This window comes from Propionibacterium freudenreichii subsp. freudenreichii, assembly GCF_000940845.1.
Classification (GTDB): domain Bacteria; phylum Actinomycetota; class Actinomycetes; order Propionibacteriales; family Propionibacteriaceae; genus Propionibacterium; species Propionibacterium freudenreichii.
This window is the reverse complement of record NZ_CP010341.1, coordinates 1-15,716: the sequence shown is the minus strand read 5'-3', so window position 1 is coordinate 15,716 and position 15,716 is coordinate 1. Positions and strand designations below refer to the sequence as shown.

The following is a 15,716-nucleotide window of genomic DNA, read 5'->3' as shown; positions in this document are numbered from 1 at the left end:
CGTGGGGCGGCCGGATTCGCCACGAATCCCCTTGCCAGAGCCGGCCCGTCGGGGCGTCACTCAGCCACTGCCCACTCGTCCCGGCGTCACTCGCCCACCGCATCACTCACCCATAGGTGTCGCGGGGACCGCGTCCATTCACCGTTCGACGCCCATGGCGCCAACTGGGCGCGGCGGGGCCACGCACGTCCACCCGGATCACCGAACCATCGCCCAGGCGACGATTCAGCTCCGCCACCAGCTGGGGCGCCAGCAGCCGCAATGCCGACGCCCAGGTGCTCGACTCGGCCCGCACCACCAACACCCGGTCGCGATAGCTCTCGGGACGCGAATGGGCGGCATTCGTCGGCCCCACCAACTCGGCCCAGCGCCCGACGATCAGGCGCAGGCCCAACTGGGTGCGCCAGCCACGCTCGTTGACGAGCTTCTCCATCGCCGATCCGACCGCCTGCGGGTCGCGCACATCGGGGCCGGCACCGGATCGCTCCTCGTCGAACAGTCGGGCACGCCGACGGCGCTTTCTGCCCTTCTTGCGCGGGCCCAACCTGGCCGGGGGCAACATCCCCGACAGCTGGTGGGCCACGCTGGTGGCCACCTCGAAGCCCTCGGGATCGTGGTCGTCCGGAACCGCCCCCTCATCCGGCCCGCCTGCCGATGGGTCGCCCCCCGATGGGTCCCAGCGCTCGCCGTTCGACGAGCCAGAGCTCGTCGGATCATCTTCCGCGGGATCGGGCCCTGTGGAAACGGGTTCGGTCGAATCGGGGAGGATCGGATCCGGCGGGGTCGGATCGGGAGGCTCCGGCGGGGCTTCCTGGTCGCGCTGCCACGGCGGCAGCCCATCGCCCCAGGGCATCGGCGCCTCACCGGGGTGCCGTTCGCGCTCAGTCATTGTCCACAGACCTGTGGACAGAGCCTGTGGACAAGGCTGGGGACACGATCGAAACACGCGGCCCGGTGGCGCTCTCCTCATGCCCGGCGTGCGCCGATCCGCGCAGGTCGACGTCGAAGCGCTGCCCATTCAGCTGCCCGGGCACGTCGGAGCCGACCGCGGCAGTCACCAGCACCTGCTCGGCCTTCGCGACGGCGTCGGCAAGGCGATCACGTCGCGTCACGTCGAGCTCGGCGAACACATCGTCGAGCACCAGCACCGGCTCCACGTCGTCGGCGCGCAGCATGTCGAGTGATCCCAACCGCAGCGCCAGGGCGAGCGACCAGCTCTCACCGTGGCTGGCATAGCCCTTCGCCGGCAGGGTGCCGATCGTCAGGGTCACATCATCGCGGTGGGGACCCACCAGGGTGACGCCGCGGGCGAGTTCGTCGCCGCGCCGCGCAGCCATGGCGTCCATCATGAGCACCGCCAGCTGGTCGGGCCCGGGCGCCGGGGTGCGCACTTCGTCGTCGGTGTCCGCGGCCTCCGGAAGCTCACCGGGTGCACCGTCGGTGGCATAGCCCAGCAGCTCGGACAGCCCACCCAACGACGACTTGTAGCGGGCGTCCACCCGGTTGTTCACCGGCGCGATCGCCGCATAGCTCGCCCGCGCATAGGGCATCAGGTCGGACAGGGTTGCCAGCCGCGCCGCCAACAGCTCAGCGCCGAACTGGGCCAGCCGCTCGTTCCACACGTCGAGGGTGGCCACGTCGCCCCCATCGACGCGCGACGAGCGTCGCGCCAGCGTCTTCAGCAGGGTATTACGTTGCCGCAGCACCCGGTCGTAGTCAGATTTCACGCCGGCCAGCCGCGGCCACCGGGTGATCACCAGGGCATCGAGGAAGGCACGCCGGTCGGTGGGATCGCCCTTCACCATCGCCAGGTCCTCGGGGCTGAACACCACCGTGCGCAGCGCCCCGATGAAATCGCGCATCCGCCGCACCGGCGCCCGGTTGATGCGCGCATGGTTGGCGCGTCCGGCGTTGATCTCGAGCTCCAGCAGCAGCTTGCGGGGGTCGTCGCGACCCGCCACCACCAGCGCCCTGACGATCGCCTGGCTGGTGCCGGCGCGGATCAATGGCGCATCGGCCGACACCCGGTGGCTCGACAGCGTCGACAGGTATTCGACGGCCTCCACCAGGTTGGTCTTGCCGTGGCCGTTGGGCCCCACGAACACCGACACACCCGGGCCGATATCGAGCTTGGCGGCCTCGTAGGAACGAAAGTCCTTCAGCTCGAGGTGCTCGACGAACATCGGCTGCACCCCTCCCGAACGACATCAATGCGACGGTGCCAGCCTAGGCCAGCCCCGCTCCGCGGTCGATCGGTCAGCCGGGCAGGCGCATCAGCATGATCACATGCTTGTAGTCGGCCTCGGGCTCGCCATCGACGTCGGGCAGTCCCTGCACCAGGCAGGGCTTGCCGGGGGCCGTGAACGAGAACTGCACATAGGGCGTATCAAGCGCCGAGAGCGCATCGGTCAGGTAGCGGGGGTTGAACCCCACGGCCGATACGGCCATCTCGCCGCCGGCCACATTGTTCACCTGGGCCTCAATGGCCTCGGTGGCCTGCGCCTGGTCGCCGGTGGCGGCGTCGAGTGCGATGCGGTCGTCCTCGATGACCATGCGCACCGAGGTGTTGCGCTCGGCGACCAGGGAGACGCGCTTGACCGACTCGAGCACCTCCTCGGTCTTCACGCGCACGGTGACATTGGGCTTGATGTCCATCAGGTGGCGCACTTTGGGGAATTCGCCGTCGAGCAGCCGGGTGGTGAGTTCGCGGCGTCCGCCGGCGCCCTCGCCGGACAATCCGATGAGCCCCTCGCCCTCGATGCCATTGGACAATGCCAGGGCAACGGCCTCGCCACCACCCATGGAACGGGCCGATTCCGACAGCACGCGGGCGGGCACCAGGGCGGCGCTCTCGGCCTGCGTGGTGGCCGGATTCCAGGTGAGTTCCTTCAACGCCATGCGGTAGCGGTCGGTGGCCAGCAGCGAGAGGCGATCGTCGTTGATCTCGATGCGCACGCCGGTGAACACGGGCAGCAGCTCGTCGCGACCGGCGGCCACCACCACCTGGGCCACGGAACGGGTGAACTCGTCGCTGGGGACGGTGCCGCTCTCGGCGGGCATCTCGGGCAGCTGCGGGTAGTCCTCCACCGGCAGCATCTGCAGGGTGAAGCGGGCCGAGCCACACACCAGTTCCACGTGGTTGGAGTTGGCGGTGAAGCGGGCCGGACGATTGGGCAGGCTGCGGGCGATCTCTGACAGCAGGCGCCCCGAGACGAGGGCCTCGCCCTCCTCATCGACCTGCGCGTCAATGGTGATGCGTGCACTGGTCTCATAGTCGAAGCTCGACAGCACGAGCTGGCTCCCCGTGGCCCTCATGAGCAGGCCGGCAAGGATCGGAACGCTCGGGCGATTGGGCAGGCTGCGTGCCACCCAGGCAACAGCCTCCGCCATGACATCGCGCTCGACTGTGATCTTCACTGATTCCTCGCTCCGTTGTGCTGTCTTTCTCGACCACTCGGCAAGCCGCCTACCGCGGCGCTTGCATCATATCGGCCTGCTCCGACGTTCTGTTCAGCGGTGGCAAGTGACGGTTGAGGGTTGACGCATGACCCCGCGACATCACAGAGCTGCGGGCACCCCATCGGCCGGCAATAGCGGCGAGCGGACGCCGATGCACCCATGGAATGGTCGTGTGGACGCGGCGTTGCCCCGTCAATCCCGCGGGATGGCGGCGATATCCCGCGCGGACGAGGACCGGGTGAAGAAAATAGCGGTTCCGGCACGAAATCCCTTGTGCCAATCCCTTATCTCTGCGAGATCACCTATGGCGCTGCCTTATCGCGCTCCCTTATGGCGCTCCCTGAAAGCACCCCGCAATGTGTTCACGCGTTGTTCACCCATTCCGACCGCCTTGCCGACCGCCCGACGTCCCGCCCGACGTCACTCTGACGCCGCCTGCGGTGACCGCCGCCGGGCCGAAGAAATCGAGCGCGTAGGGCAGCGAACCCACGGATTTCCTGCGTCATGGCCGCAGGGGCTCGACGGCGACCTGGGTTCCGCCTCAGGACACCGGTTCCTTCGGTGGCAGCCCCAACAGCGGAGTGCCCCAATAGCGGGGCGCGGCGAGGGCGTGCCACGGCGCCCTGCGGCGTCCCGGCCGACATGGGACGGCACGGCCGCAACACCGGACGGGGGGATCGACCGGCGCATCGCAGACCGACCTCGCCCCGAGCCCTTGGCGCGTCGTGATCGGCGACGTACCCATCCCGGGAAATCATGCGCCACAGGGGGCATTCGGCCGCAAGATCTGTGCTGTGCCGGCCCCGTCACGGTGGGGGCAGTGGTCACCTTCGTGTCGGTTGACAAGCGGGCCCGATCGTGACGCATCGTCACCCCCAAGCCCTGCGCCGCGCTGGCGACGCCGAACCCACCGCCTGTCGACTTATCCACCAATCAACCCACCGCCCTGTGGATAACTCTCTGGGTAACCATCGGCTGCCCGCGGAGCACCCGCAGGCACCGACCGGCGAGGCCGTAAATGCTTCAACGATCGCACTTTCACGCGGGAAAAGCGTCACTCCGTCGGTGGCGCCCCGGCACGCGAACCGCCACAACACCACAGCCCGACAAGCAGGAAACACCGCACATCGGCTCCGATCAGCGAAGTTATCAACAGTTTGTCCACCGGTGTGCGCAGCTTCCCCAGGCGACCCGATTCCACTGAGCGCGCGCCATCACGGGCCGATCACGGCGTCGCAGTCGGCGGATGTCGCGCCAATCCACGAGCGCGGTTTGTCGACGCGATAGTTGCGGCAACAGCGTCGCGAAAGCAGATTCCGCCGGGTTGGGCCCACTTCCGGTGGACGCCCCGGCCAGCCCACCAGTCAGGACCGCGAACTCACCACCGGCATGGGGGACTGCCGGCATGGGAAACCGCCGGGACGAGCACACCGACCATGGCGTCCCTCACCAGGCGTCATCGGGCCCGGGACGCGACCGCGTGCAGGGCCGTCGTTGCGGCCACACGGCCCTGACCAGCCACGACGCCGTCCGGGGCGCGTTCATCCGACGAGACGGGCCAGCCCCCACCCTGCGAGCCCCCACACCCCGAAGCCCCGCCTCGGGCGACGTGCCATGCCATCCGGGGTATCGGCAGGGGACATGGGTCGCGCCACCGGGTTGCACCACCGGGCGGGACACCGAGCCACCCGCCGGCGCGCGGAGCTGGGCGTCAGGGATGGGCGTCCGGCAGGGAATTCACCTGCTCGTCACCGGGCGGGCCCCACGAGGCCAATAATCGATATCCGCAAGCGATAACTCCGGGGAATATCGCAGCACGGCGTCGCAATATCCCTATTCGCTGGAAATGGCGTCGAGCATGTTCAGCTTGGTGGCGCGTCGGGCGGGCACCACTGCGGCCAGCACGCCCACCACCACCGACACGGCCAGGAAGATTCCCAACCGGCCCCACGGGATCGACAGGATCGACAGTCCCTGGTCAACCAGCACGTGCTGCAGGGCCACGCCGAAGCCCAGGCCCATCACCAGGCCGAGCACGGCACCAAGCACGGCGATGATCACCGATTCCAGGGTGATCATCAGCCTCAGCTGGCCACGCTTCATGCCCACGGCGCGCAGTAACCCGATCTCGCGGGTACGTTCCACCACCGACAGGGCCAGCGTGTTCACGATGCCCAGCACCGCGATCACCACGGCCAACCCCAGCAGGGCGTACACAGTGGTGAGCATCTGGTCGATCTGGGCGCTCTGCGCCTTGGCATATTCCTGCTGGTTCTGCACCACGATCAGCGGGTTGTCGCTGGTGGCCGAATCGAGGGCGTCCTGCACCGACTGGTGCGACGCGCCCGGTGCGGCGTCCACCGACAGTTGGCTGTCGCGGTCACGGTTGCCCAGGGCTGCCACGGTGGCAAGGTTCGCGTTGATCGATCCGAAGCCACCTCCCTTGGGCGTGGTGAAGATGCCGGTGACGGTGAGCTTCAGCGGCGCCATGGTGGCGGCGTCCACCGACTCGAGCGTGCCGCCCACCTGCAGCTTCTGCTCGTCGGCGTAGGCCTGCGAGACGATCACCTCGCCCAGCGCATCGCCCATGGTGCCGGTGACCATCGACTGCGCCTGGATCTTGTTGAAATCGCTGGTCGGATAGCCGATGACCCGGGCGCGCGCGCCGTTGATTGTGGTCGCCGCCGTCCGTGCCCGATGCACCGAGGCGACGCCCTGCGTCGATTTCACCTCGTCGAAGAGGCTGGCAGGCAGCGGCCCATAATTGAGGCTCGATATGACAAAGTCGCCACGAAGGCTGTCCCGCACGGAGTGCTCGGTGGATGTGCTCGCGGAGGCGCCCAGGATCGACAGGGTTGACACCAATGTGATGCCGATCATCAACGCCGACGCGGTGGCGGCGGTGCGTCGGGGCAGTCGGATCGCATTCAGCTCGGCAAGCTTTCCCGTCTCACCGAACAACAACCGGTAGGCCCGTCCCATCACCCAGATGAGCGGACGCCCGATCACCGGGCTCATCAAGGTGACCGCGATGAGCACCAGGAAGGCACCTCCACCCAGCAGCCACATATTCTTGCTGACCTTCAGGGTGACACCCGACCAGATGCCCGCGATGCCGACCACCAGCATGATCGTGCCGACCAGCGTGCGACGCCCCAGACCCCCCTCGCCCGACGTCACCTCACCAGTCATTGCCGCGATCGGCGGCACCCGGCTCGCGCGCCGCGAGGGGAACCAGGCGGCGACCACCGTGACCACCACGGCGATCACCACCGACAACAATGCGTTCTGCCACGACGGCATGGGCACCGAAGAGACCATATCCATGCCAGCCGCCGTCACGGCTTCTCCGATTCCATAAGCCAGAAAGGCACCCAGCCCAACCCCGATGACCCCGCCGACCAGACCGGTCAGCAGGGCCTCGAAGATCACCGACCGTGCCACCTGACCGCGGGACGCGCCCAGTGCCCGGTACAGCGCCAGCTCACGACTGCGTTGAGCCACCAGCATTGAGAAGGTGTTCACAATGAGGAAGCAGGCCACCACCAGGGATATCGCCGCGAAGACCCCCAGGAAGATGTTGACGAAGTCCATCGCCTGGTCGAGCGCGGTCTTCAACTGGTCGGCCACCTGATGTCCCGGAACCGCCTCGAACCCATCCGGCACCGCGGCAGCGACAGCCTTGGTCACGGCGTCGACATCGGAGCCAGCCTTCACCGTGACGGCCGCCTGCATATAGCCCGGTGCGCCACCCATGAACAGCTGGGAAGCGGTGACGTCGTCGAAGAAGACATAGGCGGCACCGGCACTGCCACCCGAACCCCAGGCAGCCGTGCCCACCAGCTTCTTGGTGATGGTCTGTCCATTGGCAAGCAGTTTCACCGTGTCACCGAGGTGATAGCCACTGCGCTCCAACGAGCTGGGATCCACCGCCACCTCGTCGTCGGTGGTGGGTGCCTGCCCGCTGCGCACCTCGATGCCGGGCTTGTGATTCATTGCCGGCTCGGTGGTGAAATTGCTGGCGATCGACGGTGGCCCGGCCATGCCGACCACCTTGTTGTTGGTGCCCAACAGGTAGACCGTGTTCATCTGGGTGATCTGCCCCGAGGCTGACTCCACACCCGCCACGCCGCGGATGCGGTCGATATCGGCGTTGGTCAGGTGGTTCTTCGTGTAATCCGGGGTCACCACCGAGTCAATGCTCTGGGTGCCCTTCACCCCCACCGACACATCGGCGATCGTGCCCTGGGTGATCGCGGCGAAGGTGTTCGACAGCATGCCGGTGAAGGTGAGCGCACCCGACAGGAAGGCGATGCCCAACACCACCGACAGGGCGGACAACAGCAGCCGGACCTTGTGTCCCATCAGGGACTTCCACGACGCCTTCCACATGTCAGCCCTGAACTGTCGAAGGACCGGCAGCCTGCGTCGACGCACCGGGTGCGGACGCGTCAACCGGGGAGCTCAGCTCGACCATGCGGGCGAGCACCTTGTCGCGGTCGGGATCGTCCATGTCGGCGACGATGCGCCCGTCGGCCAGGAACAACGCCCGATTGGCGTAGGCGGCCGCGGTGGGGTCGTGGGTGACCATCACGATGGTCTGGCCCAGGTCGGTGACGCTGGAGGCCAGGAAGCCCAGGATCTCGGCGGAGGCCGCCGAGTCGAGGTTGCCGGTGGGTTCGTCGGCGAAGATGATGTCGGGCTTGCCCACCAGGGCGCGGGCACACGCCACGCGCTGCTGCTGGCCGCCGGAAAGCTGCGACGGCTTGTGCTTGAGGCGGCTGCGCAGCCCCACGATGTCGATCACGTGGTCGAGCCATTCCGGGTCGGGCTTGCGCCCGGCGATCGCCATCGGCAACTCGATGTTCTCCAGCGCGGTGAGCGTGGGAATCAGGTTGAATGACTGGAACACGAAGCCGATGCGGTCACGGCGCAGTTCGGTGAGCCTGGAGTCCTTGAGGGTGGCGATGTTGGTGTCGCCGATCACCACCTCGCCTGAGGTGGGTGCGTCCAGGCCGGCCACGCAGTGCATCAGCGTTGACTTGCCCGACCCCGAGGGGCCCATCACGGCGGTGAAGCGTGCCTTGAAGAAGTCGACGTCAACATGGTCGAGCGCCACCACCTCGGCGTCGCCGCTGCCGTAGACCTTGGTCAGGTCCCTGGTGTACGCAGCGATCTCCGAGTTGTCATCCCGCGGTACGGGGACCTCGCCCAGCGGGGGCTGCTCGTCGGCATGCAGGGCGGCGGACGTCGCTTCGGGAACGCCGTCTGATACACCCGGATCGTCGGCTGCGGCACGACGTGCTCGTGGACTGTCTTGTGGGGGCACGACGGTCACGTTAGCGCACCTTCGGGGCCCTGCCGAGCCGTCTTCCCGTGGCTCGTGGGGCCGTCCACAGATGGGTGCAGCAGACTTGGAATTTCTTCTTTGTATGTCCATTCAGTACCCCTCTTCACACGTGTGGATCCGGTGGACAACTGCCGTTTCAGGCGTGATTCGGCCCGATCTGCCTGTTGATGCGCTGTTGACGACACGCCATGCGCCTGTGGACGCCTGTGGACAGCGGCGGAGGGTTGGGGATGGGCGTCCACATGATCTCCCCATGAACGGCGAGTTATCCACAGGTCTGCGGACAGGGAGAACCGCATGAAAACTTGGTGAAATCTGATGGCTGCGGCCGTCCGTTCGCGTCAGGCCGGCCGCAGGTGGGCGAAGTGTGGCAGGGCCGTCTGGTTAATGTGGTGAGCGACGGCGTTCACACGCGAAGCACCCCCGGGGCCCGACCTCGTGAGCAAAGGATGACGCAGATGAAGATTGTGGTTCTCGGTGGCGACGGCTTCTGCGGGTGGCCCGCAAGCCTGCACCTGTCGGCGCTGGGCAACGAGGTGACCATCGTCGACAACTTCTCCCGACGCCGCATCGACGAGGAACTCGGGGCCGGATCACTGACCCCCATCCGCTCGAACGCCGAGCGCCGTGCTGCCTGGGCCGAGGCCACCGGACGCCATCTCGACCTGGTGGAGCTCGACGTCGCCACCGACTACGAGCGCCTGCTCGACCTGCTGGTCACGCTGCGTCCCGACGCCATCGTGCACTTCGCCGAACAGCGCTCGGCGCCCTATTCCATGAAGTCATCGCGCCACAAGCGCTACACGGTGAACAACAACGTCAACGCCACCGACAATGTGCTGTGCGCCATCGTCGAATCGGGCCTGGACATCCACCTGGTGCACCTGGGCACGATGGGCGTCTACGGCTACGGCACCGCCGGCATGAAGATCCCCGAGGGATATCTCGACGTCGCCGTGAACGGCGAGGCCGGCGAGATGCACCGCGAGATCCTCTATCCCACCAGCCCCGGCTCGATCTACCACATGACCAAGGTGCTCGACCAGGACCTGTTCGCCTACTACGCGAAGAACGACGCGCTGCGCATCACCGACCTGCACCAGGGCATCATCTGGGGCACGTCCACCCCCGAGACGCAGCTCGATGAGCGGCTGGTGAACCGCTTCGATTACGACGGCGACTACGGCACCGTGTTGAACCGCTTCCTGGTGCAGGCCGCGGTCGGCTATCCGCTCACCGTGCACGGCACCGGCGGTCAGACGCGGGCGTTCATCCACATCCAGGACATGACCCGCTGTATCGAGTTGGCGCTGGCCAACCCTCCCGAGCGCGGCGTGCGGGTGAAGATCTTCAACCAGATGACCGAGACCCACCGGGTGCGCGACCTGGCCGCGATGGTGGCACGCCTCACCGGGGCCGTGGTGGAGAACGTGCCCGATCCGCGCAACGAGGCCGACGAGAACGAACTGCACGTCACCGCCGAGGCATTCCTCGACCTGGGCCTGCATCCCACCACGCTGAGCCAGGGGCTGCTCGGCGAGATCAACCAGACCGCCGCCAAATATCGCGACCGGGTGGACTTCGCCCACATCCCGGCCCGCTCCCTGTGGACGAAGGACCGCCAGCCCGGTATCCCGGCCGCATACCGCGAGGATTCCCCCGGCGGCTTGCCGACCGATCCGGTGACCGCGATCGACGCGGGCTAGGGGAACCGACGCCATGCGCGTCGCCATGTTCACCGAGGTCTTCCTGCCCAAGGTCGACGGGGTGGTCACCCGGCTCACCCACACCCTGGAGCAGCTCGGCGAGATCGGCCATGAGGTGCTCGTCTTCGCGCCCGGGAATCCACCGGCCAGCCATGCGGGTCAACCGGTGTCGCGGGTGCGCTCCTTCTCGCTGCGCCCCATCTATCCCGAGATCAAGGTGGGGCTGCCCACACCGAGCATCGCCGACAAGATGGTGCACTTTCGTCCCGACGTGGTGCATGCGGTCAACCCCGTGGCGCTGGCGGCGTTCGGCGTCGAGGTGGCCGTGCATCGCAGGCTGCCGCTGTTGGCGAGCTATCACACCGACCTGGCCGACTACCTGGGCAAGCTGGGCGTCGGGTGGGCGCGGCGTCCCATGGTCGGGTGGACGCGGTTCCTGCACAACCGGGCGCAGGTGAACCTGTGCACCTCGCCGACGATGGTGCGCCGGGCCCGGCGTCGCGGCGTGCGCCACGTGGAACTGTGGCCCAAGGCGGTGGACGTGCAGACGTTCCGGCCCGGGCGGGCCAGTGCCGCGATGCGCGCCCGGCTCACCGACGGCCACCCCGATGCCCGGCTGCTGATCTACGTGGGGCGGCTGAGTCGGGAGAAGGACCTGGCCGACCTGGTGGAGCCGATGCGCGTGCTGGGCGCGCAGGGATATCGCCTGGCGATGGTGGGTTCGGGCCCGGCCCGCGCCGAGCTGGAGCGGGCCTTCGTGGGTACGCCCACCGTGTTCACCGGCTACCTGGCGGGCAGTGAGCTGGCTGCCGCCTATGCCAGCGCCGACGCCTTCGTCTTTCCCTCCACCACCGAGACGCTCGGCCTGGTGGCGCTGGAATCGATGGCCTCGGGCGTGCCGGTGATCGCGGCCGCGGCGGGCGGGCTGCCCGATGTGATCCACGACGGCACCGATGGCTTTCTGGTGACGCCCCATGACGGCGCCGGGTTTGCCGACCGTGCCCGACGCCTGCTGGGCGACGACGACGCCGCGCGTCGGCTGCGTACCCTCATGGCCGTGGCGGCCCGGGCCGAGGCCGAGCGCCACGACTGGGCCGCGGCCACCCGCAGCCTGGTGGAGCGCTATCGCGAGGCCATCGAGCGGCACGGGATCGAGCGCGCACGGGGTGGCCGGTCGCGCCGCGGGCCCGGCTAGCCCTCGTCGTCCTCCATCTCCTGGGCAAGCTCCTCGTGGGCCAGTCGACGCAGCGCGAGCAACACCGGTTCCATCACCACGGTGCCGACCACGGCGAAGGAGACCGACTCCCGGGAGTTCGTGCGGGGAATCACCTCGAAGTCGGCCCGGGCGATCTGCCGGGTGGCGTCCAGGTAGGCGCCGAGGAGCTCCGGGGTCACGCTGACGCCTGATTCGGCCGCCCAGCGCAGGGCATTGCCGAGCTGGCCGGCCAACTGCGGATCGATGATGTGGGTGAAACCCAGGGCGCGCACCATGGCGACGTCATCGTCGGGGGTGCTGGTCTGCGACGCCGGTGCCGTGAGCGGCAGGTTCTTCGTCGCCTCGCCCATCGCCTGGTAGGGATCGCGCTGGGGGCCGTCGAGCACGTCGAGCACATGACGCACCTGGGCAATGGTCAGGCCCAGCCCGGTGACCAGGACGCGCACCACGCGCAGCCGGGACAGGTGCTCCTCGCCGTACTGCGACTCGCGGGCGTTGACCGCCCGTCCGGGGGGAAGCAGCCCCTCGCGTTGGTAGTACTTCACGGTTGGCAGCGGCACCTTCGCCGCATGCGCCAGCTCCGAGATGCGCATCGATGCACCCTTCCCTGAGGTCCCTGTCGTCCTTCGCCCTGTTCTCCGTTGCCCCGTTGTTCGCTGCACTGTTGTTCATTGCACTGTTCCCATTGCGTTGGGGCCCAGCGCCCGGGGTTCGGCGTCCCGGTGTCGAACGCATCGTCGGCGCCTGCCATGGGACGATCTTGCACCCGCCACTGGATAGACATACTATCTAGTTTTGTTAGATAGAAACACTATCTAGTGGAACGGAGTCAACATGACGATAATCCTGAGGCAGTCCCCGGGCGCCCCCGAGGCACCCGAGTCCGATGCGCGCCGACCAAGCGGGCGCGCCGGCCACGGCCTGGCGATGGTGATCATCGCCGCCGCCCTCCCCACCCTGATGACCGCCCTGGACGACCTGGTGATGACCTTTGCGTTGCCGGTGATCCAGAAGGCGATGAACGCCTCGGTGACGCAGTTGCAGTGGTTCGTGAACGCCTACACGATCGTTTTCGCGGCGCTCTTGTTGCCCGCGGCCGCGTTGGGTGACCGCTTCGGACGCCGTCGCGTCTTCCTCATCGGCATCACCGTGTTCACCGGCGCCTCCGCCTGGGCCGCGGTGAGTGGTTCATCGGCCATGCTCATCGCGGCGCGTGCCGTGGAGGGGGCCGGGGCGGCGGCGATCGTCACCCTGTCGCTGGCCCTGTTGGCCGACATGGTGCCGCCGGCGAAGCGTCCGATGGCGATCGGCATCTGGGGCGGGGTCAATGGCATCGGCACTGCCGCGGGTCCGATCGTCGGTGGCGCGGTGATCCAGGGCCTGCACTGGAGCGCGATCTTCTGGATCAACGTGCCCGTCGGCGTGGTGGCCATCGTGCTCGCCCTGGTGAGCCTGCGGGGTGCCGCCGCCGCGCGTGGGTCGCAGGAGCGTCGGGGCATCGACCTGCTTGGCATGGCCCTGGGTATCGCGTCGATCTTCATGCTCGTGTGGACGATCGTGGAGGCCCCCGACCACGGCTGGACCAGCGCCCGCACACTGCTCGGACTGGCCGTGGCCCTGGTGTGCATCGTCTGCTTCCTGATGCGTGAGCGTCGCGCGCGCTCGGCCTTCCTGCCGGTTGCCATGTTCCGCGACCGGGTGTTCAGCGCCGCCAATGCCGCCACCTTCCTGTTCGCTGGCGGGGTGTTCGGCGCGATCTTCCTGCTGAGCCAGTTCCTGGAGGTGTCGATGGGCTACTCGGCGCTGGGTGCCGGCTGGCGCGCCGCGCCCTGGACGCTGATGCCGATGGTGATGGCGCCGATCGTCGGATTGATCGTGCAGCGCATCGGCGTGCGCCTGGTGCTCATGATCGGACTCGGCCTGGAGGCGGTGGCGCTGCTGTGGATGGCCCTCGTGCTGTCGCCGGGCGTCACCTACGGCGCCGTGATCGCCCCGATGTTCGTCGGTGGCGTCGGCATGGGCCTGAGCTTCGCACCGCTGTCCACGGCGGCGCTGCAGGGTCGCCAGGGCCCCGAGTACGCAGTGGCGTCGGGCGTGAACTCCACCCTGCGCCAGGTGGGCGTGACGCTGGGGGTCGCCGTCTGCACGGCCATCTTCACCAGCGCCGGCAGCTATCGTCCCGGTCAGCCGTTCGTCGATGGGCTGCTGCCCGCGTTGTGGATGTGCGTGGGGGTGCTCGTGGTGGGGGTCGGCGTCTGCGGCCTCATCTCGCCTGCGACTAGCGGCGCGCGGAATTCTGCTTGATGCGGTTGGTGAGCTCGGTTACCTGGTTGTAGACGCTGCGGCGCTCACTCATCAGCTTGCGGATCTTGCGATCGGCGTGCATCACCGTGGTGTGGTCCTTGCCACCGAATTCCTGGCCGATCTTCGGCAACGACAGGTCGGTGAGCTCGCGGCACAGGTACATGGCGATCTGGCGGGCCATCACCAGGGTCTGGTTGCGGCTCGGGCCGATGAGGTCGTCGACGCTCACGCCGAAGTAGTTGGCGGTCTCGTGGATGATCGTCGGGGCGGTCACATCGGCCTCGGCACCGTCGGGAATCAGGTCGCGCAGCACCTGCTCGGCCACGGCCAGCGACACCTCCTCGCGATTGAGCGAGGCGAAGGCGGTCACGCGGATGAGCGCTCCCTCCAGTTCACGGATGTTGGTCTGGATCTTCGAGGCAATGAACTCCAGCACGCCCGGGGGCACCGAAAGGTTGTCCGCGGCGGCCTTGCGCTGCAGGATCGCGATGCGCGTCTCGGGGTCGGGCGGCTGGATATCGGTGATCAGCCCCCATTCGAAGCGGCTGCGCAGGCGTGATTCGAGCTGTTCCAGCGCCTTGGGCGGACGGTCGGAGGTGAGCACGATCTGGCGCTGGGCATTGTGCAGCGCATTGAACGTGTAGAAGAACTCCTCCTGGGTCTGGGTCTTGCCCTCCAGGAACTGGATGTCGTCGATCAGCAACACATCGACGTCGTCGCGGTACTTGCGGCGGAACTCGGCCGTGCGGTTCTCGCCCACCGCGTTGATGAACTCATTGGTCATCTCCTCGGTGCTCACGTACTTCACGCGCACATTGGAGTAGTAGTTGCGCACATAGTGACCCAGCGCATGCAGCAGGTGCGTCTTGCCCAGCCCTGATTCGCCATAGATCATCAGCGGGTTGTACGCCTTGCCGGGTGCCTCGGCCACGGCCACCGCGGCAGCATGGGCGAAGCGGTTCGACGAGCCGATCACGAAGTTGTCGAAGGTGTAGCGCGGATTGAGGCGTCCATCGGCGATCGCGGTGTCATCGGCGGATTCCGCGCTGGCCGGTTGCGGGGTCTCCACCGCACGCAGGCTCGGCGCCGGGGCGTCCTGGCGCGGGATGAACTGCACCGGCTCCACCTCGCGCTCGGCCTCCTCGTCGCGTTCGGGGGGACGCAGGTCGAGCTCCAGGCTCGGCTCGACGGTGATGGCCAGGCGCATCTCGCGGTGGTACACATCGGACAGGCGCGACTCGATGGTGTCGCGCAGCTTCGATTCGATGTTCTCGCGCGTGTAGTCATTGGGCACCGCGATCATCACGGTGGACTCATGCACGGTGAGGGCCTTGGCACCCCTGAGGTAGGCCTTGTCGCGGCCACCGAAGTCAGAGAGCACGTGCTTCCACGCATCAGGGAGGTCGGGGGCCCCTTGAGCACTGTCTGTAGCCCGAGTCACACCGTCCATCCTTCGCTCTCGTCGGCGGATTGTGCCGACCCTACTCGGATCACACGCCGCGGTCGTGTCTGCTTTTGTCACTGACCACCCGGGAGGGGACGCCGAACGGGCGCTTCCGGGGGAAGCGGGACCATCGTGCATCGGATCGGGGGGTCGGCTGAGTACGCTACTTTCCCAGCCGAGTACTTGCAAAGCCATGACCGGCGAACACACCCGATTACGGCGTGTCGACTGGCCAAA

Annotated in this window: 10 protein-coding genes; 3 read left to right on the top strand and 7 right to left on the bottom strand. The window is 67.6% G+C overall.

Annotation, left to right across the window (positions count from 1 at the left end; translation table 11 throughout):
- Positions 1-106 precede the first annotated feature (106 nt).
- The 5 genes from RM25_RS13375 to RM25_RS00030 form a co-directional block, all read right to left on the bottom strand.
- On the bottom strand, positions 107-595 hold the full coding sequence (locus tag RM25_RS13375) for a DciA family protein (protein ID WP_044636532.1): 489 nt from the start codon (positions 593-595) through the stop codon (positions 107-109).
- 286 nt (positions 596-881) lie between these two features.
- Complete coding sequence (gene recF, locus RM25_RS00045; RefSeq protein WP_044636531.1) at positions 882-2,183, bottom strand: DNA replication/repair protein RecF; 1,302 nt, start codon at positions 2,181-2,183, stop codon at positions 882-884.
- 73 nt (positions 2,184-2,256) lie between these two features.
- A complete protein-coding gene (gene dnaN / locus RM25_RS00040) occupies positions 2,257-3,417 on the bottom strand; it encodes a DNA polymerase III subunit beta (RefSeq protein ID WP_013159935.1) in 1,161 nt (386 codons plus the stop codon).
- Between the two features lie 1,875 nt (positions 3,418-5,292).
- Positions 5,293-7,824, bottom strand: coding sequence for an ABC transporter permease (locus RM25_RS00035; protein WP_158487013.1), 2,532 nt, complete (start codon positions 7,822-7,824; stop codon positions 5,293-5,295).
- A gap of 28 nt (positions 7,825-7,852) precedes the next feature.
- Positions 7,853-8,788, bottom strand: coding sequence for an ABC transporter ATP-binding protein (locus RM25_RS00030; protein WP_052809229.1), 936 nt, complete (start codon positions 8,786-8,788; stop codon positions 7,853-7,855).
- Positions 8,789-9,267: 479 nt separating this feature from the next.
- Here RM25_RS00030 and RM25_RS00025 point away from each other — a divergent pair, with 479 nt between their 5' ends.
- Together RM25_RS00025 and RM25_RS00020 are read left to right on the top strand one after the other, a co-directional pair.
- Complete coding sequence (locus RM25_RS00025; protein ID WP_013159932.1) at positions 9,268-10,515, top strand: NAD-dependent epimerase/dehydratase family protein; 1,248 nt, start codon at positions 9,268-9,270, stop codon at positions 10,513-10,515.
- A 13-nt stretch (positions 10,516-10,528) separates the two neighbouring features.
- On the top strand, positions 10,529-11,710 hold the full coding sequence (locus RM25_RS00020; RefSeq protein ID WP_044635814.1) for a glycosyltransferase family 4 protein: 1,182 nt from the start codon (positions 10,529-10,531) through the stop codon (positions 11,708-11,710).
- Here RM25_RS00020 and RM25_RS00015 read toward each other — a convergent pair.
- Complete coding sequence (locus RM25_RS00015; RefSeq protein WP_013159930.1) at positions 11,707-12,324, bottom strand: MerR family transcriptional regulator; 618 nt, start codon at positions 12,322-12,324, stop codon at positions 11,707-11,709. The genes RM25_RS00020 and RM25_RS00015 overlap by 4 nt on opposite strands.
- Before the next feature lie 241 nt (positions 12,325-12,565).
- Between RM25_RS00015 and RM25_RS00010 the strand changes: the two genes are divergently transcribed.
- Positions 12,566-14,035, top strand: a complete 1,470-nt coding sequence (locus tag RM25_RS00010) for a DHA2 family efflux MFS transporter permease subunit (protein ID WP_052809037.1) — start codon at positions 12,566-12,568, stop codon at positions 14,033-14,035.
- Here RM25_RS00010 and dnaA read toward each other — a convergent pair.
- Positions 14,010-15,485: a chromosomal replication initiator protein DnaA gene (gene dnaA, locus RM25_RS00005; protein WP_036941572.1), complete on the bottom strand. Its 1,476-nt coding sequence runs from the start codon at positions 15,483-15,485 to the stop codon at positions 14,010-14,012. The two genes, RM25_RS00010 and dnaA, sit on opposite strands and share 26 nt — an antisense overlap.
- Between the last annotated feature and the right edge of the window lie 231 nt (positions 15,486-15,716).